General features: G+C 50.5%; 16 protein-coding genes. 12 read left to right on the top strand and 4 right to left on the bottom strand.

The window, feature by feature from the left end:
* Nucleotides 1-72: 72 nt before the first annotated feature.
* From N7268_RS10315 to pepT, 3 genes are all read right to left on the bottom strand, one after another.
* Nucleotides 73-1,044, bottom strand: coding sequence for an AraC family transcriptional regulator (locus N7268_RS10315; RefSeq protein ID WP_260862821.1), 972 nt, complete (start codon nt 1,042-1,044; stop codon nt 73-75).
* 181 nt (nt 1,045-1,225) lie between these two features.
* On the bottom strand, nt 1,226-2,587 hold the full coding sequence (gene dcuC, locus N7268_RS10310; protein ID WP_198905234.1) for a C4-dicarboxylate transporter DcuC: 1,362 nt from the start codon (nt 2,585-2,587) through the stop codon (nt 1,226-1,228).
* On the bottom strand, nt 2,584-3,840 hold the full coding sequence (pepT, locus tag N7268_RS10305; RefSeq protein ID WP_260862820.1) for a peptidase T: 1,257 nt from the start codon (nt 3,838-3,840) through the stop codon (nt 2,584-2,586). Before pepT ends, dcuC begins: the two co-directional genes overlap by 4 nt.
* Nucleotides 3,841-4,551: 711 nt before the next feature.
* Here pepT and N7268_RS10300 point away from each other — a divergent pair.
* Nucleotides 4,552-4,809, top strand: a complete 258-nt coding sequence (locus tag N7268_RS10300) for a YjhX family toxin (protein ID WP_260862819.1) — start codon at nt 4,552-4,554, stop codon at nt 4,807-4,809.
* A 106-nt stretch (nt 4,810-4,915) separates the two neighbouring features.
* Here the strand turns inward: N7268_RS10300 and N7268_RS10295 are convergent, their stop codons facing one another.
* On the bottom strand, nt 4,916-5,479 hold the full coding sequence (locus tag N7268_RS10295; RefSeq protein WP_198905240.1) for a DJ-1/PfpI family protein: 564 nt from the start codon (nt 5,477-5,479) through the stop codon (nt 4,916-4,918).
* Between the two features lie 402 nt (nt 5,480-5,881).
* Between N7268_RS10295 and N7268_RS10290 the strand changes: the two genes are divergently transcribed.
* The 11 genes from N7268_RS10290 to N7268_RS10240 all read left to right on the top strand — a co-directional run bounded on the left by N7268_RS10290 (nt 5,882) and on the right by N7268_RS10240 (nt 22,652).
* Nucleotides 5,882-6,994, top strand: coding sequence for an agmatine/peptidylarginine deiminase (locus N7268_RS10290; RefSeq protein WP_260862818.1), 1,113 nt, complete (start codon nt 5,882-5,884; stop codon nt 6,992-6,994).
* 851 nt (nt 6,995-7,845) lie between these two features.
* Nucleotides 7,846-8,583, top strand: coding sequence for a hypothetical protein (locus N7268_RS10285; RefSeq protein ID WP_260862817.1), 738 nt, complete (start codon nt 7,846-7,848; stop codon nt 8,581-8,583).
* An 88-nt stretch (nt 8,584-8,671) separates the two neighbouring features.
* Complete coding sequence (locus N7268_RS10280) at nt 8,672-9,154, top strand: hypothetical protein (protein ID WP_260862815.1); 483 nt, start codon at nt 8,672-8,674, stop codon at nt 9,152-9,154.
* A gap of 126 nt (nt 9,155-9,280) precedes the next feature.
* Nucleotides 9,281-10,438 (top strand): tellurite resistance domain protein, encoded by a 1,158-nt coding sequence (locus N7268_RS10275; protein ID WP_260862814.1) that lies wholly within the window; start codon nt 9,281-9,283, stop codon nt 10,436-10,438.
* Nucleotides 10,439-10,488: 50 nt separating this feature from the next.
* On the top strand, nt 10,489-11,958 hold the full coding sequence (locus tag N7268_RS10270; RefSeq protein ID WP_260862813.1) for an SrfA family protein: 1,470 nt from the start codon (nt 10,489-10,491) through the stop codon (nt 11,956-11,958).
* A gap of 17 nt (nt 11,959-11,975) precedes the next feature.
* Entirely contained in the window at nt 11,976-15,044 is a 3,069-nt protein-coding gene (locus N7268_RS10265; RefSeq protein ID WP_260862811.1) for a virulence factor SrfB, read from the top strand.
* Nucleotides 15,044-17,758 carry a putative virulence factor gene (locus N7268_RS10260; RefSeq protein WP_260862810.1) on the top strand — a complete coding sequence of 905 codons (2,715 nt, stop codon included), beginning with the start codon at nt 15,044-15,046 and terminating at the stop codon, nt 17,756-17,758. Before N7268_RS10265 ends, N7268_RS10260 begins: the two co-directional genes overlap by 1 nt.
* Nucleotides 17,752-18,765, top strand: coding sequence for a hypothetical protein (locus tag N7268_RS10255; RefSeq protein WP_260862809.1), 1,014 nt, complete (start codon nt 17,752-17,754; stop codon nt 18,763-18,765). Before N7268_RS10260 ends, N7268_RS10255 begins: the two co-directional genes overlap by 7 nt.
* On the top strand, nt 18,762-20,723 hold the full coding sequence (locus N7268_RS10250; RefSeq protein ID WP_260862808.1) for a vWA domain-containing protein: 1,962 nt from the start codon (nt 18,762-18,764) through the stop codon (nt 20,721-20,723). The genes N7268_RS10255 and N7268_RS10250 overlap by 4 nt, the downstream gene beginning before the upstream one ends.
* A complete protein-coding gene (locus N7268_RS10245; RefSeq protein ID WP_260862807.1) occupies nt 20,723-21,448 on the top strand; it encodes an ABC transporter ATP-binding protein in 726 nt (241 codons plus the stop codon). Before N7268_RS10250 ends, N7268_RS10245 begins: the two co-directional genes overlap by 1 nt.
* On the top strand, nt 21,438-22,652 hold the full coding sequence (locus N7268_RS10240) for an ABC transporter permease (protein WP_260862806.1): 1,215 nt from the start codon (nt 21,438-21,440) through the stop codon (nt 22,650-22,652). The genes N7268_RS10245 and N7268_RS10240 overlap by 11 nt, the downstream gene beginning before the upstream one ends.
* Nucleotides 22,653-22,692: the final 40 nt, after the last annotated feature.

Raw genomic sequence — 22,692 nt, 5'->3', positions numbered from 1 at the left:
TGCCGGATGCCAGGTTACCTATGCGCAGTGCCAAAATAGAGGGTAGGACCTCGCACAAAGCAGAAAAATGGATTAACACAGTTTGAGTACATCCCCCGGAGGAAAACCGTAGCGACGACGAAACGCAGTAGAAAAGTTGGTGGCGTGCTGATAACCCGACATCCAGGCGGCCTGTTGCACGCTGTACCCTTCCAGCAAAAAGCCGCGCGCCCGCTCCAGGCGGCAATCCCGCAAATAATCAAACACCGAACAACCGTATACGGCCCGAAACTTACCGCGCAAACTACTGGGGCTCATTGCCGCCCGCTGCGCCAGTTCGTTGAGCGTATAGTCGTTTTCAGGTGCCTGTTCCAGCAGGCGACGAATCATCTCCAGCCGCTGCTGTTCACCACTGGCCGCCAGACGCTGACCCCTTTCCGCCTGACACACGCTCAGGCCATGACCGAACAGTTGCAGGATAAGCCCTTCCAGCATCAGTTGCCGGGGAACGCTGCCAGGCGCACATTTTTGCGCATACTGTAATCCGCTGAGCAAAAATCCCGGCACCTGCCAGATGAGCGTCGGCGTCTGACAGGTTTCCCACTCGCGAATTAATGACTCGAGCATCCCCGTACGCCACGCGCCGTCGGGATACAACCCCAGCGATAATGTCCGCAGTTTGCAATCCGCAGGGTGACGCGCGCGCATCGTCTGGTGTTCGCTCAGGCGCGAGCTGAATGCCATGCCGGAGCGCAACACGTGATCCTGGCCGTTGAGCGTCAATCTCACGCACCCTTCCAGCACCACCAGCATATACAGGGGGCTACTGTGGCGGGAGGTGGTTTCGTAGGGCTGTAGCACCTGCACATCGGAGTGCGTGACGCACATGCCGCAGGGGAGCGTCATCTCTTCGACTTCACCTTGCAGAACAGGACTGGCGTGCGGCAGTTCCGGCTTTTGCAAGAGCATTGGGAAACGGTAATCAATCCCGTAACGCTCGCCAAAATCCATAAACTCACTGACGGAGAAGGTTCGGGATGGGTGTCGGGAGGTCGCGTTATTCATACTCTTCTGCGCAGATAAGGGGATTCACGGTTGGCATAACATTACCATTACCCGCAAAACGCAACAATAATAATGAGAACTATTATCAATAAATACTGTCGCCTTTTCAGACCTTCACCCGCACAAAAAACAGACAAACATCCGGGCTGCGAGCGCCGGATGTTTGTCTGTGCCAGCCGTGTTAATAGAAAATACCGATGATCAAAGTATGGGTGACAAAGCCCACCATGAGCGGGACGGCTGTCCGTTTAACCACATCAAAGGGGGTAATCTTCGCGCCGCTTGAAACGGCAATCACCACGCCGGAAACAGGTGAAATCGCCCGCCCCATGTGTGATGCCTGCTGCATCGGCAGGATCATCGCCACCGCGTTAGCCCCCATACTGGCTGCAATTTGGGGAATCAGTTCAACAAACGCCAGGAACGGCGCATTGCCCGACCCCATGATAATTGCGGCCGCAAGCGTGACCAGTGCGAAGACCACAGCCATAGCAAATGGCGGTAACCCAACGTGTTCTGCCATCAGAATTAACTGGTCAATGGCACCAATCACTTTAATGCCATGAGCAAAAACCCCCGCCGCCACCAGCAGCCCCACCACGCCGGTAAATGCCGTTCCCATGCCTTTTAAAAAATGGCTGAATCCTTCGCAGACTGACTTTAAATCGCGTGAGCGTACCCACTCAATCAGCATACAAAGCGCCATTGAAATCAGGACGATGGTGATGATGTTCAGGTTAATACCGCTGACAAACATGGCCGATGATCCCACCGCCATCAGGATAGGAAGCATCGGCAGAAGTGCATAAAACGCCGGCGCTTTTCCTGAGTCAGTTATCGCCGCCGCGCCGATTTCCTGAGGCATCGTCCCCGCTTTACGATCGCAGTGCCGCTGCCAGAAGAAATGGCAGATCCCCACAACCAGAACGGTTGCCAGAGCCGCTGGCCCCTGGTGGTAAACCACATATTCCACCACATCCATATTCACCGCTTTAGAGCCCCTGATAGCATCGATTGCCGTTGGGGTGTACGCCACCCCAAGCGAAGTGGCAATAACACCGGCAGCAGAGGCGGCAGAGAGACCTAATCCCAGCATAATCGGGAACATGGTGCCCATCAGTAGCACGGCAAGGCCGGTGGCTGAAGGAATAGCCAGTTGCAGGAGGCTGGCAAGCAGGTAGGAGAAAAAGAGTAAAATATACGGTGAGCGCAGCGCCCGTAAGGGTTTCGTCACCACCCGCACCACGGCCTCATTTGCTCCAATGTGATCCATATAATGCGCAAAACCCATCAGCGCCATGATCATCAGACCCAGATCGGCAGCACGTGTACTGAAGAGATCCCGCATCACCTCGAACGGATCAAGAAAAGCAATCCCCGTACTGGCAACGCCCTTCGGCAAGACGGAGCCCCAGCCGGTTAAGGCGGTAATCATCATCAACACCAAACCCGCAATAAATAACACGGGCTCAGCACGATAGCCTTTCAGGATTAAACGGGCGACAACAACGATAACCAGAAGGGCAATCAATACCTGGATCATGACTGAAGTCTCCCCTCTGCGAACTCAGCAAAGGTTTCCTCAATGACGGCCACCACGACACCACTGGCAGCCCGCAGAGAACGTACCGGCAGGTATTCATAAATTGAATGAAAATTATGGGCGCCGGTAAAGATGTTCGGGCAAGGTAACCCTTTCTGCGACAGAACCGCGCCATCATATCCACCCCGCATCGCCACTGGTTTGGGTGTAATGCCGCATTTCTGATAGGCGCGCAGCGCAATATCGATCGGATAGTGTGCATCGCCTTGCAGGCTATTGAACACATTCGCATAGCGATCGGACAAGTGGCAGACGACGCTATTTTCTCCCCACAGTGCATTGGTGCTCTGCGCGAGTTGCCGGATGAACGCCATACGTGCTTTATAGCCTTCTTCGCTGAAATCACGAATATCCAGCTTCAGCACCGTACGGGCGCTGTTACCCTGCAATTGCTTCACCCAGTAATAACCTTCGCGGCCTTCGGTGTATTCCGGTGCCTCTCCGCCAGGTAACATGGCAATGAACTTATGAGCCATCAGCAGAGAGTTTTTCAGTTTGCCTTTCGCGGACATTGGGTGTGCTGACTGCCCGGTAAAGATGATTTCAGCATCGCCTGCGTTCCAGTTCTCATACACAAACTCGCCAATTCCGCAGCAATCCAGGGTGTAACCAAAGTCCGCACCAAACGCCGGAACATCAAAGGCTTTTGCGCCACGTAATCCCTGTTCCTCATCAGGCACAAAGCCAACCTTGACCGTCCCATGTTTAATCTCAGGATGCGCAACCAGATACTGCAGAGCATTCATAATCGCCGCGATCGCTGCTTTATCATCCGCCCCTAAAAGACTGGTGCCATCGGTCACAAGCAGGTCATCGCCGATATAATTTTTCAGTTCTGGAAACTCACTTTCTCGTAGGTAAATATTCAGTTCTTTGTTCAGACACACATCTCCGCCGCGATAGGGAAGTCGCTGAACATGAGTGTTTGCAGTCTGTTCTGCGCTGGTGTCCAGGTGTCCAAAGAAGGAGACCACTGGAATATCGTCGTCTGTATTCGCGGGCAGTGTCGCCGTCACAATAGCGGTATCTCTGAGTTCTACATTTTCCATGCCCAATGCTTCAAGCTCTGCGGCCAGCTGTTTTGCCAGTACCATTTGCCCCGGAGAGGAAGGCATTATCCCGTTTGCGCCATTTTCCCGTGAGGTGGTGGTGTTGATTTTGGTGTAGTTAATGAAACGTTCAACAATATCCATTGTGAGACATCCTTTAATGTATTATTTGCGAGATACAGTGAGATGAAGCCTGATGCAGTGCGGAGTGGATAAACCTGGAGAGTGAAATAAAACCATGGCGTATTTTTTAATGACCGGAAATAAAAAACACAGCACACCGCTGTGCACCATTATAGAAATAACGATTTAACAAACTAAATTCCGTGAACAGGATCACACTTAATCAACCCACCACAAATACCTATCCCACTGAAAATAATGCACTTATAAGCCACGCTTTATTGTCCCTCGCTATATAAAAATAGTATTGAATTATTCATCTGAAAATAAAAAACCACCGGTATTATTTAACTCTCTGCCTTTCTGCAGAAAGTGAATAGTGCAAAATGATTATTTTATATTTTTAATTCTCATTCTTTTAATGATTATAATTCTTACCTGCCTGTGAATACCTGCGTAAATGGACACACATATTCCAGTTTGCGTCATGTTGTATCCCTTTACAGATCACAATTTCCTCTGCGAAGGATTCACATCTTCCTGTCCCGTGATATCATTCATGACGTAAATATCCGAACGCTAACCGAGGCTTTGATGCTGGAGAATGTAATCATCAGATAATCAGCTTACCGACCTTTTCAGGCCGGACTGATTATCAATGCGCCGAAATCGAATGCGGACACCGCTGTGTGTTTGCACGTTTTGCACATGATGATTAACAGGTTACCCAGTATGAATTTATCCCGTCAGGAACAACGTACCTTACACGTTCTCGCCAAAGGTGGACGTATCGCTCACGTCCGCGACACCTCAGGCCGCATTACCTCCGTTGAATGCTACAGCCGCGAAGGGCTACTGCTCAGCGACTGCACCCTCGAGGTTTTCAAAAAACTCAAAACCAAAAAACTGATCAAATCCGTCAATGGTCAGCCCTATCGCATTAACACGACCGGCCTGAACAACGTTCGTGCCCAACCCGATAATCGCTAAGGCATTGGAATACCTCGGTTGGGGCGTGTTCGCGCTTATGCTGCGCTAACCGTAAACAGTCGGTATCACCGGACGGGTGGTACCGACTGTCTTCATTTTTTGTCACTTACTTCGTTAATACATCAACAAATTTTGCCAGCCATTCAGGATGTGCGGGCCATGCCGGTGCAGTCACCAGATTGCCATCAACGTGCGCCTGGTCAATCCCGATATCGGCGTAATGCCCGCCACTCAGACGAATTTCAGGTGCGCAGGCCGGATACGCGCTGCACGTCCGATTTTCTAACACCCCTGCCGCCGCCAAAAGTTGAGGGCCATGGCAGACGGCGGCAATCGGCTTACCTGCCGAGTTAAAGTCTTGTATCAGTTGAATGACCGCAGGGTTTAGTCGTAAATACTCCGGCGCACGCCCACCGGGGATCAGCAGTGCGTCATAATCCGCTTCGCGCGCATCCGTAAAGTTCGCATTCAGGGTAAACCGATGCCCGGGTTTCTCACTGTAGGTCTGCGCCCCATCAAAATCATGAATGGCAGTCTGAACGTAATCCCCCTCGCGTTTATCCGGGCAGACAGCATCGACACGATGACCTAACATTTTCAGCGCCTGGAAAGGAACCATTGTTTCGTAATCTTCAACATAATCACCGACCAACATCAGTATCTTCTTCATGCACATCCCCCGCTCATAATGATGAATAATGAGAGATAACGACCCTCTTTACTATAGTTCACACGCCGAACCTCATGGCTCAATACACCAGAACACTCGCCCGGATCACAATCTGCGATAAAGCCCGCCAGACGGGGCCTCAGCACATGCGAGAAGATATAATTTTATTAATAAATATAAATTATCTATAAATATATAATTGAGAAATTTTAATAACAGCCAGATTCAGCCATTATATAAAGCGAAGAAATTGCAACTTTTAATCCCCATGTTATATTGCGCATCAACTATCAGGGCATCATTATGATTAATTATTTAATCGTTAATATGCTGTCTATTCTTCATTATCTATTATTATTCTGTTCACCGTAAAATGGGTGAATAGACATAAAAGGTTTTCCCATGATGACAAGACGTTCGTTCGTCAAACAGAGCCTGGTGACATCAACAGGTATGTTTCTCGCCAGTATGATGGGCTGCAGCTTCAGTCAATTCGCCAGCGCGGCAGAGACCCGGCGCTGGCAGATGCCGGATGAAGGCGCGTCCCATGACGCAACCTGGATGGCATTTGGCGCAAGTGCAGAGATTTGGGAACCGCATTTGCTGCCCGTGGTTCGGGAAAACCTCGCATTGGTCGCGAAAACCCTCGCTGCGTTTGAACCCGTCAACATGCTGGTGCGTGAAGAGGACAGCGACATCGCCGCACGTCTGTGTGGGCCCACGGTCAATCTGCTCATCCACCCGATTGACGATCTGTGGATCCGCGACACCGGACCGGTATTCGTAAAAAACGCCAGCGGAGCGCTCGGTGGCATCGGGTTTAACTTCAACGGCTGGGGCGAAAAGCAAGAATATGCGCGCGATGCTGAAGTCGCTGAGTTCGTCGCTGATTACGCTAAGGCCGCATTTATTCGCTCCTCACTGGTGCTGGAAGGTGGCGGAATAGAGGTCGATGGCGAAGGTACGGCAATCATTACCGAGAGCTGTGTGATTAACCCGAACCGCAATCCTGGCGTCAGTAAAGCGGAGTGTGAAACAGAACTGAAGCGATTGCTGGGGCTGGAAAAAATCATCTGGCTACCGGGTATTGCCGGGAAAGATATTACCGACGGTCATACGGATTTTTACGCCAGATTCACGCATCCGGGTACAGTGGTGGCCGGTCTTGAGCCGGATCCGTCGTCGTTTGATTACGCCGTGACCCGGCGACATCTGGAAATATTACGCGCAGCGACTGACGCGAAAGGCCGACGGCTGAACGTCATCACGCTGGAAGGACCATCAACCATCCGCCAGACCTACGCGAGCGATGATTTTGCCGCTGGCTATATCAATTTCTATGTCTGCAACGGCGCCGTCATTGCGCCGGAGTTTGGGGATAAGCGCACCGACCGCAATACTCACGCTATTTTGCAGGAACAGTTTGCCGATCGTGAAATTATTCAGTTGAATATTGACGGGATCGCGGCAGGCGGTGGCGGTATTCACTGCGCGACGCAGCAGCAACCTCGTTAGTGGTGGTTATGCCCACCAGAATTCTGGCGGGTTAAATGCAAAAACAGGGTTCGATAGCATACAAAACCCACGGCATTCAGAGAGCACAAACAAGATGCTTCTCTTATCGCCAATATTTTTTCTTACCTGAAGGTAATCTTAGACGCGATAATAAAAGTATACTTTTATTATTCGAAAACATTATATTTCGAATGAAAAATAGCACCCCTGCAAAATCATACCCATATCACATAAATAAAAAAATATGATCTAACACACGTTAAAAAAGGAAAACCGTTAAACTTCGGATGAGTTTTCGTACTAAAAAAGATAAAAATAGCAACCCATTGATAACAGTTATCACAACTACCAATATTAATGGCGATTTTATTATTGACTCAGATCAATCTATATGTTCGCTATTTTTTTCATGTGTGAAAATAATCATATTTACGTCAAGATAAATTCACATTATGAATAAATCAGGTATACTCAGAGCGAAAATTTTTATGTTATGCGAGAAGGGAAAATCTCTCTGGTTACCGTACTGCTGCTCATTTCACCACGATTTATGTCGTATGAAGGAGCAACAACTCCGTTACGCAGACAGCATAAAGTATATAAAAAACAAATAGTTCACATTAAAACAATATTAAAAAAGAACAAGTCGTTGTTATTCCACAACCAATAGTAACGCCATGAAATTAATACACAACTTGGTATTGTGATTTTATTGTATTAGCCGGGAAAAGTTATCACGTTATAAAAAATACAAAATTTCATTTTTCCCTATATGAAATCGCTACTTATGCGAAATTTAATCACCACACAGCTTTTATCGTTGCTAATTTATGCTTTAAGGAAAAACAAAAGTGAACTCTTTTAACCGAAATACTGCTTGTCTGCTAATTTCCGCAACATTACTTCTCGGCGGTTGCGCCAATACTGGAAGCTCTCTGCTGTCAGGAGCAAAACCGGATCCGCGCCTAACCACCACCGAGCAATCCCGTTTCTTTAGTGCTTCTGGTGCACAAGGTTGCGGTGTTGGTGCAGTATCAGGCGCAGCTCTCGGTGCCCTGGTTGGTGTTCTCGCGGGTGATACTAAGAAAGTAATTGCGGGTGCCGCCATTGGTGGGGCTGCGGGATGTGCTGCAGGTATGACAGCGAATTACTATCTTGATGGACTGAAAAAAGATTACGCCTCCACAGCCGATCGCCTGCAGGCAATGGATACAGATATCAGCAAAGATACCGCTGCGGTGGAAAAATCTACCCTTGCCATGAAACAGGTTATCAGTGAAAACCAGGCAACCTTAACCAAAATTAGCATTCAAAAAGATAAGGCTGGCTTTGATAAAGCGGGTGCCAAAACACAGTTAGCACAAATCGATGCCAACATCAGCAAGATGAAAGAGACCCTGAAAGGCATGAAAGACAAAGAGTCTGCCTATAAGGTCGCTTTGCAAGGACAAACCACCGCAACATCTGCAGAGAAAACCAAACTGGCGAACTTGAACGAAGAGTACAGCAGCCTGAATAGCAAGATAAGCGACCTGGAAAAAGAAACGAACGAGTTTTACGAACAACGCCAGGCTATTTCTCTGGGCTAACGATTATAGGCCGATAGGATTATCGGCCTTTTTCAGACCGCTTTGACATGTAAAGCGTCGTTATTTGACTCAATTTATGGATTATTTGATGAGAAAATATCTACTTCTCGCCTCTATCGTACTTACCGGTTGTACCACAACACCACAGGACTGTGATTTACATGCGCAAGATCCGAGTTTTATTACCAAACTGAGCTGCGCTACATCCGGCGGTTATCGTCAGCAGGTTGATAAAAAAGAGCAACAGGTTCGACTCAGCCAGTATGAAAATGAGTCGGCGAAGCAACAGCAGGCTTATACCCAAAACCGACAGCAAAACGTTAATCAGAAGCTGGCCGATGAACAAGCAAGGTTAAACGCTGTGCGTTCAGACTTGTCGCAGACCCTTGCACAGCTGAAGTCCAGCAAAATTAAAAGCAGTGAGCGCCAGAAGGAAATTCAGCAATTACAGGACTTGCAACGGCAGTCTCAGCATGCCACTAGCGCAAGTGAAATTACTGCAATAGAAAAGAAAGTCGCAGAAGCCAAGCAGAAAATCAAAGTTCTGGAAGAAGCAAATACTCTTCGTTAAGGACGCACTAAAAGTGGTGCTGGTCACATCGCCACTTTTTCTACTGGTGAAAAAACGGCTCTGGCTTGCTGATATGCAGCTGTATGCATACCACGCATATAACTCACAATAATAATGATTTCGGTTATGCAACGATTAACAACTGCTGCGCCTATTGATGAAGCGACTCTGACAATCTACGAAGAGACGGTTGCGATCATACACCGTCATCTTCCACCTTCTCTGGCGCTACTCTACGCTACTGCTCGGCGTGGTTCTGAAGGACATCTGGAATGGTGGACTGGACGCCAGGGGCTGGCAAAACCCTTTTCTGCGCTAAGCGATACGGAACAAGCATCCGTCCAAAGTAAACGCCAGCAGTATCAGGATATTCTGGCCGGTTTGATCGAGCAGTTGATCGCACGCGGCGAAGAACATTCGGCACACGCTTTACAAATGCTGTTAACACATTCGCACGCGCTTAACTGCTATAGCGTGGGGGGCGAACCTGTCCTTACCAACTGGGCCATTATTGGTGAAACGCCCCCACCTCCTGTGATAGTTATCCCATGGTGGCGACGCTTCCTGCCATGGCTATTATTGCTGCTATTATTGCTGCTGATTGCCTGCGCCTGGTGGTGGTGGCATAAAAATTCCCTCGCCCAGACACCTCCTCCGGCGCATCACGATGTACCTGCGGCTACACCAGCTGTAGCCCCCGCAGCCACGCCTGGCAGCACGAAATTAACCCAGGCAAACCCCAGCGTAAACCTGGAGAAACGCAAGGATTTCGGGCGGATTAAAATCAACCTGACCTGGCAACAGGGAAGCCATAAACAGCCTATCGACCTCGATATCGCCGCCTTTATTCGTTTTAAAAACGGCAAGATCAGTGGTGCCGAAGCGTTAAGTAAGTTCCTGGGAAACTATGACAAACCGCCTTATCTGTTGCTGCAACAAGACCTTCGTGAAGGTAACGATCAAGATGGTGAATGGCTCTTCATTAATGGTAGCCACTGGCAGGATATTGATGAGGTTCTGATTTATAGCTTCATTTACGGCGGTGCCGACAACTGGCAAGGGACCAACGCCACCATCACGATTTATGTGCCTGATCAACCCCCCATTATATCCATGCTTACTGACAGCAATCAGCTTAATAACGTTGCGGCAATAGCCAGACTCAAAAACGTCGATGGCAATATCAAGGTTGAGCGTCTTGACCGTTTCTTCCCCGACCGGAAGTTGATGGATAAGCACTATGGCTGGGGTTTTGAATGGACGCCTGGTGCGAGTAAAAAGTAGCCTACATCACTGTGGCTTTTGTTAAATCACAGCCTTACAAGGTTTAGATAATGCGAAATTCGATTCAGGGACCACTGCTACGTACCGGGCATAATTCCTCATTTAAGGCTCTGGGTGAAACGGGCTATCCCGTTTTTAAGATGGCTTTCCAGCTACGTGAAGCAATCTATCGTCTTGATGCAGGTCGCGATCTGGCTCGTCATTTAGCCATCCCACAAAACGATCAGGGTGGAGACAGAACAGACTGGTACAGCAGCTTCCCTGGCGATGTTATTCCATGGAGCGGAGCGAGTGAAGCAGAGCGGGAGTCAGCACGCCAGCAATTTAATGCGTTTCAAATGTCTGTGCAGGCGCTAAGTGAACAGTTACTCAATGCTGAGCAAAACGGCACCGGAGGCGATCGCCGCGTCTTCGCACAGCTGCTGAAATCGGTCACACATTTCCCGGATTACGAATTTGTGTATCTCGTAAATGGGATCCTGGTGATTACTTTTTGGGGATTTATCCATCCAGAAGGCGAACAGCGTAACCCTATGCATTGGCTGAGTCCAACATCGCTATCAGCGGCTCCTCTCGCTGCCTCAACGCCTCTCCCCCCCGTAGAAGCGGCCGTAGCACCGGGTATGACACCTGAGGTTAATACCGTGGTGCGCAGACGTTGGAGCTGGCGTTGGCTACTCTGGCTGCTACTCGCATTGCTGCTGCTGGCGTTATTATTAGGGCTACTGCGCGGATGCGCACCGTCGCTCTCGATTCCGGGTCTCCCTGCCATTACCACAAATAAAACGGCGATCACGACGGAATCTGTCGTCGAAAGTCCAACCGTGGGCGTCTCCGATGTAACAACCCAGGTTTCACGCATAGGTTCAGAAACCGTTGTAGGTTCATCTGCCATCCCAGGAGTCGCTGAAGGGACCACTGTAGAGCCCCATCAAACTCTGGAACCAACAACACCAGCTGTTCCGGTAGAGGCTTCTACCACGCAGGCCGGTGGCGACACTGTGCCTCCCCCCATTCCTGCGAATGAAGCCATCACTGCTAAGCCGACTATTCCGGCACCTCCTGCTGTACCAGGCGCCGCTGATGCTCAAACGCCACCCGCTGTTCAACCTGTCACTACGCCGCCAGTAATTCCAGCGCAGGGCACACCGCTAACGCTTCCCCCAGCCCTCCCCGATGGCCCGGCACAGTTTCTTAACGGCGAATGGCGCGTGAATGGTGGTATTCAGGACAAACTCACCGGGCGACCACTGCAGCTGCAATATAACTTTGCCCAAGGTAATGGCACCGTCAGTGTTCGCCAGTCCAGCGGCGTTACCTGTCGTGGTTCTGCCAGCGGCAATGTGCAGCAAGGGGCTTTGAGTATCACCAATCCTGAACAGATGAAATGTAGCGACGGTTCAAACTTTATTGTGCCAACAATCGAGTGCAAATCTCCCGCTGCTGGCCACGCCGATTGTATTGGCAGCAATGATGGGGAAAAAACATTCCCTATCCGCATGCTTCAACCTAATTCCTGAACAGGGACGAGATAACTATGTTGCCTGAGATTGTATCTTTCGATCGTCAAATTACCCTCGTGGGTGACTCTGGGATCCAGTTTTTGGATTTCGGGTTGTCCCTTGGCCGCCTGCCTGCTGGCGAGTTTGTCAAATTAGCGAACGGTGTGCTCACACGTTTAATTTACAACGAGCAGCGCGATTACTATTTCTATCAGCCGACACCCGATAACATCGAGAAGGCGAAAAGCCAGTACGATATCCCCGTTGAGCAGAGTCTTAAGTTGTTCGACGGTATCTGGTTACCGCTTCCTTTGCTACGCTTTAGCCCGCCTAATGTGTACCAGGAAGGACCACTGAACTGGGCTCGCTTTCGTTTAGTCAAACTGCCAGAGCCCGATTTAGATGGGCATAGCCATCGTATGACACTGGCGATCGACACCCGCATTATGGCCAAACAGCAAGCTGCCGCCGATCTCAGTCCGAACCAGGAAGATGTGAATGCAGGGGCAACCTTCGCCGTCGCGACGGCAACCTATGCCCTCAACTGGTATCTGACTCAGGAATGGATAACCGACTGGCTCAAAGAAGTATTTAAAGAAGCGAGCAAAGGCCGGGATATCGACGAGCGTGAGCAGGAGCTTGCTCAACAATACCCACTAGCGCATTACCTAAACCTTCTGTCATTGATGGCGATTCCTGTCGAAGGTCTACAAACCCAGACTGAACCCGTCATTGAACTGCCGCAATTCAGGGTGATCGCGAATCGGGAAACCAATGCGATTAAACCCATCGCCGTAGACCTGATACTCGACGTAGGCAACTCGCGCACCTGTGGCATTCTTATTGAAGATCATGGGCAATCAGGTTCAGGGATGAGGCATAACTATGTGCTGAAATTACGTGATCTCAGCGCCCCCGAACATATCTATACTGACCCTTTTGAAAGTCGGGTCGAGTTTTCGCAAGCTTTCTTCGGCAAAGATCACTGCTCTGTACGCAGCGGTCGCCACGACGCGTTCCAGTGGCCGACTATCGCTCGTATTGGTGGCGAAGCCACCCGTCTGGCTGCTCGCCGTAAAGGAAGCGAAGGTTCAACAGGGTTATCAAGCCCTAAACGCTATCTGTGGGATGAGAAGTTTTATGGTCAGGGCTGGCGTTTTAATGGCAGTTACGTTCAGGACAGTAATCCACTGGCGACAGCAGCACCGTTTGCTAACCTGATCGATGAAAGAGGCGAAGCCCTGCACACCATTGAAGATGAGATGGATCGCATCCCTGTCTTTACGCCACGCTACTCACGCAGTTCGCTGATGACCTTTATGCTGGCAGAAGTTCTAACCCAAGCCATTAGCCAGATTAACAGCCCAGAGCAGCGTATTCGTCAGGGACACGCCGGGATCCCACGTCAGCTGCGCCATATTATTCTCACGGTTCCGCCAGGTATGCCCATGGCTGAACGCTGCGTACTGGACGAACGCATGCGCCAGGCTGTCGGTTTGGTCTGGAAATCGCTGCGCTGGCACAACGGCGAGAACGATCCATACGATGATGTACAAGAAGAGCACACCGAAGCCAACATCAAGATCCCGTTACCTAAAATCAGGGTTGAGTGGGACGAGGCTTCCTGTGCACAGTTAGTTTACCTGTACACCGAGATTAATCAGAACTTTGCCGGTCATCCGGAAGAGTTTTTCGACGCGATAGGCCGACCTGACCGTACCGCTCGCGATAGTATCACTATTGCATCAATTGACATTGGCGGGGGGACCACCGATCTGGTGATCACAGATTACCGCCTCGATCATAATGGGCATACCGGTGGTGGTACCAACGTACATATCATCCCCCACCAGCGTTTTCGCGACAGCTTTAAGATTGCAGGTGACGACATTTTACTGGATGTCATTCAATCATACGTCCTCCCCGCTTTTGAGCAGGCGCTGCGTGAAGCCGGTGTGATGTCCACTGAAACATTGATGTCCCAGCTGTGCGGCTCGCAGAATATTAGCGCAGCCGAAACCGTACTTCGCCAACAACTCAGCCTGCAGTTGTTCGTCCCGCTCGCGTTGCATATCCTGGGCAAATACGAACATTACGATCCGCTTGATGAACAAACGCATACCCTGATTAACCAACGTGTCGGCGAGTTATTACCGGCGGGTTGTATTCGCGATGAAGTCGAAGCGTTTGTTCGCCGGGAAGTTCAGAAAGCGGGAGGTCCGACCGACTTCAAACTCGCGGATATCATGCTTAATCTTCCACTCGCCAAACTCCATAGCGATCTCTGTGCAGGTAAGTTCAGCATCGATAAAGTCCTGACCGCACTCTGTGAAGTTTTGCCCTATTATCATTGCGATCTGCTGCTGCTCACCGGCCGTCCGTCACAGTTGCCGGGAATTCAGGCGATTATTCGTCGCAACCTTCCGTTGCCTCCAGGGCGCATTCTGCCTTTACATGGCTATCAGACTGGTACCTGGTACCCGTTCCATAAAAATGGCCATATCGACGATCCGAAAAGTACGGCTTCAGTGGGCGCCATGCTCACACAGCTGTGTGCAAACCATAGTATCCCTAACTTCCATTTCCGCACCTCAGAGCTGAAACCATATTCAACGATTCGCCATATCGGCACCATTGATATGGATAACCTGATTCGCGATGCCGACATCGTTTATCAACATATCGAATCTGAAAACGGGCAGATCAAGTTACCGGCAATCATCGATGAAAATGGCGAGAAAACCACGCAAAGCATCGTTATGCGTGGCGATCTGCGTTTAGGCTATCGCCAGCTGGATGCTGAACGGTGGACTGCTGCGCCACTGTACACCCTCCGTTTTAGCGAAGAAGGACGTAAAAAATTCTCCGCAGCGCAGTCCACAGATAGCGGCTCTCCGTATCTCAAGGTCAGACTGATGATCGATAAGGGCAAACGCGCCCGCCAACTTGGACTCATTAGCGATCGCCTGACGATCGCCGATGTCAGCAGTAACACCGATAAGTCATTTAGCAAACGTGATTTGGATCTGGAACTCAATACGATGCCCGATAGAGGGCTCATTGATAGCCGACACTGGCTCGATAGCGGGAGTGTTAAAAAATAATGAATAGCGATCAAAAATCTCTCACTCAAGGTTGGGCTGCTATCGCTCAGGGATGTCTGGATGCTCTCGAATGGGTCGACAACGTACGCCCCGGTTCGCGTCGTTTAGACAACGAAGCAGACAAACTCAACCTGAGTTTGCTGCGTACACGTAATCTGGCCAACAGCCTGACTCAAGTTGCCAAAACACCGATGACCGTCGGTTTTTTCGGTATCTCTCAAGCCGGGAAATCGTACCTTATTTCGGCGCTCGCCGCAGGTAGCAACGGGTCACTGGAAGCGATCTACGGCGAAAGACGCGTTGACTTTATCAAAGAGGTTAACCCTGTCGGCGGGGGTAAAGAAGCGACGGGGTTGGTCACTCGATTTACCCGTCAGGCACCCGCCGCACCGGCTGGTTACCCTGTACCGTTGCGTCTATTCAGTGAAATCGACCTGGCTAAGATTCTGGCAAACGCCTGGTTTAACGACTTTAACCATGAGCAATTGAGTTATCAGCTTGACCAAAGCCGGGTTGAAGAGCGCCTGCGCCCATTCCTACAGCGGGCAGTGCAAGCTCAACAATATAACGGCGTCAGCCAGGAAGATGTCGTCGCCTTGTGGGATTACCTCAACGCCTCCTTTAAAAAGTCAGTTGAGAAGCTTGAACACGCCTGGTGGCCACAGGTGCTGAAAATTGCCCCAGCATTGAGCCCAAATGAACGTGCAGAGCTCTTTTCTCTGCTGTGGGGGGAACAGCCGGCCCTCACCGAAACCTACCGTTCATTAGCCAATGTACTGGCAAAACTGAATCATGCCCGGATGGTATTTGCCCCGCTGGAAACGCTGACTGATCATAACAGCGGCAGCATCATGAACGTAGATAGTCTGAACCGACTGGGCTCCAGCCAGGATCGCAACGTCGAGATTCGTTACTGGAAAGAAGAGCAACAAATTGGTAGCGCCAGCTTAACGCAGGCGGAACTGGCGGCCTTAACCACCGAACTGATTTTCCCTCTGGCAGAAGTCGAAACCAACAGTGTTGTGGAACAGGTTGATCTGCTCGACTTCCCTGGCTATCGCGGTCGTCTTAAGATCACCGCACTGGAACAGGCTGGTCGGGATGGACTTAATGCGATTTCACAGCTCCTGCTTCGCGGTAAAGTTGCTTACCTGTTCGAACGCTATACCGATAACCAGGAAATGAATGCGCTTGTGGTATGCGCCAGCTCTGCCAAACAGAGCGACGTTGCCGATGTGGGTCCAGTATTAAACCGCTGGGTGGAGAAAACCCAAGGTAAGACTGCCGAAGAGCGCGGAGGTCGTAATCCAGGTCTGTTCTGGGCAATCACTATGTGTGATATGCGAATCGTCAACAGCCTGCAACATACAGAAAGCCAGCTAAAAGAAGGCTGGGAAGGTATGATGCATATGACCTTACTGGAGCGCTTCTCACAATATGACTGGCTTCAGCAATGGGTGCCCAATCAGCCTTTCAATAACTGTTTCCTGGTACGCAAACCCGGTCTCGATAACCCCTTCCTGAGACTCGAAGGTGAGGCCGCACAGGAGCGACTCCAGGAAGTAGGTATCAGCGATCGTTATCGCGCTGTACTCGATACCATGGGTAACACCTTCGTCTGCGGTAAAAATGTGAATGCTCACGTTGCAGAACCCAAAGCGGCCTGGCAGGCAATGCTCGAACTCAACGATGGCGGAATGTCGCGGCTGACTAAGGCGCTGCGTGGCGTCGCCCATCTCGACTTCAAACTAAAACGTTTACAACAACAACTGCAGCAATGCCGCATGGAAACAGGCGATCAACGTCTTGGCCGCTGGTACGAAAAAGAGGGTGACGGGCAGATTGTGAAAAAACAAGCTATTGCCAAAGAGTTATGGCAGGGCTTGTCTGCATGTTCCCACAGCATGGGGGAGTTGATCGAACGTCTGGTTCTGCCGACTCAGGAGCTCAATAACATTTATTTGAGTATTCGCGATCTCGACCAGGAACCGCAAGCCGAGGGAGAAAGCCCGACAATGAACGTTTTTGCTACCAGCCCGTTTGGTAGTAATCCGTTCGCTGATAACCCCTTTGCCAGCGATCCCTTTGCCTCTACGACTGTTGAAACTGCCATTGTTGATGCACCCGCAACTACCGCACCGGAACGCGTAGGTCAGGATGATGATTTCGCTCATCAGGCTTTTAAAGCCTGGGTAGCCCACTTGCGGGAGCTACCGCAACAGACCTTGCAGTGGCGTCAACTGGGCATGGGCAGTGAGTTGATTAATCAACTCAGCGAAGAGCTAATCACCGCCGCTACACGCCTGGAACTGGAAGGGACATTGAAACGTGCCCTTGCGGGTCAAGAGCAGGCGGAAACAACTCGCTTACACATGAGAGCACGTCAGGTTTTGCGCGCTCAGCTGACAATACGCGATTTTATCGCCTGGTTTGGTTACCTCACTCTGCCAGCCGAAAAGGTTCCCAACAGCTATGTTGGCGAGAAAAACAAAGTATTTCTATGTCAGAAGCGACTCACGAATGATGAATTGCCTCAACTCACCGCTGTCGCGCCACAACCCGGCGTCGCCTACCTGGGTGACTGGCTTTCCGCGTTGATGAGCGTCGTCCTGGACAATGCAGGTCATAGCGCCACACGGGATATTTCCTTCGAACATAATCGTCGACTTGGTCAGATTATCAGCCAATTGAAACAAGAGAACATGCCATGCTAGCTAAAATCATCGCCTGCCAGCCGGCAGAGCCAGGTACTGCACAACTGATGGTCCGTTTGCGTGGTGAAACCGCGATAATGCCTAACCTGACTTTTATTCTATGCAATAACGAGCAGAACTACCTACAACCTGATGGCAGTTGGAGCCCGGCACAACACTGGTTTACCGTGAACGGCGGCTATGCATTGACCAAAGGTAGTGGTTTTCGTATTGGCCCAACCCTGCTTGACCCGCTACTGGCGACATCCAGCCAGGTACAAATTCAGATCAAGCTGGACTCTGGGGAAACACGCAATACGACGTTGCAACTAGTGCGCGACGAACTGCTCTCTTCCGAAGCAAAAGGTGAAACAGGCAACTACAGCGGTAGCAGCATGCTGGCCACACCAGAAGTAGCTTCCGAGCCAGCCATCACGACAGAAACGGCTGTTGCCCCCGAGCCTGTAGCGCCGGTTATTCATGCAGAGGTGAGAACGCAGGCAAAATCGGGGTCCTCCCGTCTGCCTCTAATTGCCGCGACAATACTGGCCTTAGTGGTGATTGCCGGTGCGCTGTGGTGGTTTTTAGGCCGGGATAAATCACCGGAAGCCCTACCCGTCGAACAAACTCAGCAAGAAACACCAGCGTCTGCACCCACCGCAGCACCTGAGCCTGTCGCCCAGAGCGCCTGCTCTGCACAGGGTTTAAACAGCCAAAACGAGCTTGATTTCGTCCAGAGCTGCGTTCAGGAAAAACTCGACAGTGACAAACTCCTGACCATTATTCAGGCCGCAAAAGAGGCTAAAAAATGTGGTGTTGCACAGCGTCTGTACGCTAACCGTGCCCAGGGTGGCGATACCAAAATCGCACTCGTGTACGCAGGTGAATACGACCCGAAATACCACCAGCCGAGTGAATGTTTCAAAGAGCCGGACAAAGATACTGCGGCGTATTGGTACGAAACGGTTCTGCAAACGGAACCTGACAACCAAACCGCCAGGCAGCGCCTTGAGGAGCTAGGAAAATGACCTGGAATCCGATTAGCCGTCTGGCCCTGCCATTATGCGGTCTGTTACTCAGCGGGCATGTCTTTGCCGCTGATGGCGACAAACCATTGATCCAGGAAGGCAAGAAAACGTTGTATCAGCGCGTTCTTACCACCCCCGGCTGCAAACTTGGAACTGCAGCAGGCGATGATAAAGGTCAGCTACAACCTGCCTTCAGTAGCCTTTATGTTTATCAAAAAGAAGATGCAAACGGTCAAAGCTGGCTTAAGGTCGGGCCAGATAGCTTTGGTAAAACTATCGGCTGGTTACCAAAGTCATGTACCGTCGACTGGAAAATGCAGCTCACGTTGGCATTTACCAATCCGGCAAACCGTGACCGATTGCTGTTCTTCAAAGAGAGAAAAAGTCTTGATGATATTCTCTCTGCACCAGACCCCGTATCTCTGGTAGCCCCGCTGCGTGCCAAGCTGAAACGCGACGGTCATGCCGATGGCATTCAGGCTGAGGAGCCCGAATACTTTGTCGATCTGCAAAAACAATTTTATCTGCTGCCAATCCTGAGCGGTGAAGAGGTCATGACCGAAGATGGCTTCTATACACGTCTGCTTAACGTAGCCTCCGTTAGTAAAGCTGAAACCACTAAAAAACAAGAAGATAGCGTAAATCAACTGAAGGGTTTTAACGCCTCAGTGGTCTTCGTTATTGACTCAACCATTTCAATGGGGCCTTACATTGAGCGCACCAAAGAAGCGGTAAATAAGATCTATGACAAGATCAAACAAGAACATCTGGATGGACAAGTTAAGTTTGGGCTGGTCTCATTTCGTTCAAATACCAAAGCTGTACCAGGCCTTGAGTACCGCACAAAGATTTACGCAGACCCTAACCAAGTGAAAGATGGCGCGGATTTTCTGAAGAAGGTTGCCGATTTAAAAGAAGCGAAGGTTTCCAGCTCTCTGTATGACGAGGATGCGTATTCCGGCGTGCTGTCAGCTATTGATGACATTGACTGGAGCCCGTTTGGCGCACGGTATATGGTCCTGATTACCGATGCGGGTGCCATTGACGGCAGCAACAAACTGTCAGGTACTGGTCTTGATGCCAGTCAGCTTCGTCTGGAAGCAGGTAACCGAGGCATTGCAATCTATACGCTGCACCTTAAAACACCAAGCGGAAAACAGAACCATGCCAAGGCCGAGAGCCAGTACCGCGATCTCTCGAACTTTGATAGCACCCATTCCAACCTTTATCAGGCTGTGAATGCTGGTGATATTAAAACATTTGGCCAGCAGGTTGATGCTCTGGCTTCAGCGATTACTGAGCAGGTGAAATCAGCTTACATGGGTGATGCCGCAATTGGCAGCGCACTGTATGCGAAAGATGATGGAAAAAAACTGACGCCGGAACAAAAACTGCTACAGGATACGACGTTAATTGGTCACGCCATGCAGTTGGCTTACCTGGGTAAGCGTAACAGCACTCAGGCTCCATTAGTCTTCCAGGCCTGGATCAGTGACCGCGACCTGATTAAGCAGAACATTCCCACCACTGATGTTCGTGTTCTATTGACCAAGGGACAGCTTAGTGATTTGAGCGATGCTGTCAGCCAGATCCTGAAAGCCGCAAATGAGGGAATGATCTCACCCACCAAAATGTTTGAGCAACTGCGTACCGTTGCAGCAACCATGGGAGCCGATCCTAACCAGCTGAAACAGCAGGACAATGCCCGCATTGGCGATCTCGGTGTACTGGGAGAATATCTGGCCGATCTTCCCTATAAAAGCGATGTCCTTAACCTCGACGAAGAGACATGGAAAAGTTGGGATGGCTTATCACAGGAGAAATTTATCCGCACGCTGTCATCCAAACTGCGTCATTACCAAAAATATAACGCCGATGTTGATCGCTGGGTTGAGCTGGCAAAAGGAAGCGATCCGCGCGATCGCGTTTATCCCATTCCGCTGGAAATGATGCCCTGATGCTGCACATAGAAGAGTTGTGCGTTGTTCGGGGTGAGGGCAGCCATGCTCACCAGGTTTTCCTGCCGCAGCTCACGCTGCGGTCAGGCCAGGTGGTCGCGGTCACGGGAGAAAGCGGGTGTGGCAAAAGCACACTACTGGAAGCCATCGGTTTATTGCTACAACCCAGTAAAATCGGGCGTTTTGAGCTTGATGAAGGTGAACAGCAATTTGATATCGCAACGCTGATAAAAGATGAGCAGCATAATAAACTGGCAGGTATTCGCGCCCGTCAGCTTGGGTTTGTACTGCAAAATGGGGGGCTGCTCCCCTATCTGAACGTCAAAGATAACATCCTCCTGCCGTGCCAGTTGCAGGGATTATGCCCTGACAACGCCCTGCTGGACAGAGTGATCAATGTGCTCAAACTGGCACCATTACTGGCCAAATATCCAACTCAGCTGTCGTTTGGTGAACGGCAGAGAACAGCTTTCGCGCGCGCGATATTGCACCGTCCAAAACTGGTGCTGGCGGATGAACCAACAGCCGCACTTGACCCTTACAACGCCCAGAAATTATTCAGTCTTTTTATTGAGTTAGTCCGTCAGGAAGGCATGATGGCACTGATTGTTTGCCATGACTGGCCACTGGTACAACATTTCAATTTACCCTGTTTAACTGCCCAGCCTGAACGGTTGATGGAATCGTCGAAGCACAAACAGGGAGGAACTTATTTTGCCTTTTAACCGAGCCAGACTACTGGGTCGCCTGGCCATGCAAGACCTGTGGCACGATCGCATCATTTCTTTCTGCATCGTTTCTTCTCTCGTCGCCGTCATCGCGCCTTTATTGCTTCTTTTCGGTTTGCGTTTTGGGATTGTGAACCAGCTGCAAGAAGATCTGGCCAGTGACCCTCGCAACCTTGAGATCCGTATGCTGAGTAGTGGCAGCTACAACCAAAACTGGATCGAACAGTTACGGCAGCGGCCCGATGTGGGTTTCGCCATCGGGCAAACACGTTCACTAAATACGCTTGCTGACCTGCAAACAGACAGCACGCATTTCATTGAGAATGCTGAAGTTATTCCAACAGACTCAGGGGATCCCTTACTCAAGTCCCTTAAGCTCCATCAGGAAAATGAGGTTGTCATTACCCAGGAAGCTGCACGAAAACTGGCGGCCAATGTCGGTGATACGCTCTCTTTACGAGTAGGCAGGATGCTTGATGAACGCCGGGAATGGGGACGAAAAAGCGTTACTGTCGTGGGGATTCTTCCTGCTACCTATTTTAATCGTGCCGCTATATTTACCCAGCCTTCGTTATTGCTGGCGCTTGAACATTTCCGCGATGGTTATGCGGTGGCTGAGCTGGGGATGACCAGCGGCGCACTGCTTGACGGCAAACCGCCACTCTACGCGCGCGCCAGATTATATGCCCGCGATATTGATCAGGTTGCCAGCCTTGAGCGCGATCTCCGGGAGCAGCGCATCGAAACCACCAGTCGCCTGGCTGATATAGAAAATGTGAAAAGCATCAATCGGGTATTGGGCATTATTTTTAATACCATCGCAGCCACCGCGCTGATTGGCTGTATCGCCTCACTAATTGGCTCATTTATCGCGAATGTTGATCGCAAACGTAAACATATTGCTGTCCTACGCCTGCTCGGTTTTACCCGGCCGGCAGTAGGTGCCTATGTGATTATTCAGGGCTGTCTGCTTAGTCTGGTGGCTTATATCGGCGGCTTTGCGATCTACCTTATAGCCAGCCTGGTCTTTAACCAGGCTTTAGCGGGAAGCCAGGCTACGGGTCAGATGATTTGTAAGATCACCCCGTTGCACGGACTCGTAGCTCTGATACTCACCATCGTCGTGGCGACACTGGTCGCCGGCATCGGTGCCTGGCGCGCTATTAATATTGAACCTGCGCAGAGCCTGCGCGAGGCATAACCCATATTCCTATTTGCCCAAGGCATTTATCATTTACGGA

The organism is Citrobacter sp. Marseille-Q6884 (assembly GCF_945906775.1).
Classification (GTDB): Bacteria; Pseudomonadota; Gammaproteobacteria; order Enterobacterales; family Enterobacteriaceae; genus Citrobacter.
Note: the sequence above shows the minus strand (reverse complement) of the source record. Positions and strands in the feature narration are given on the sequence as shown.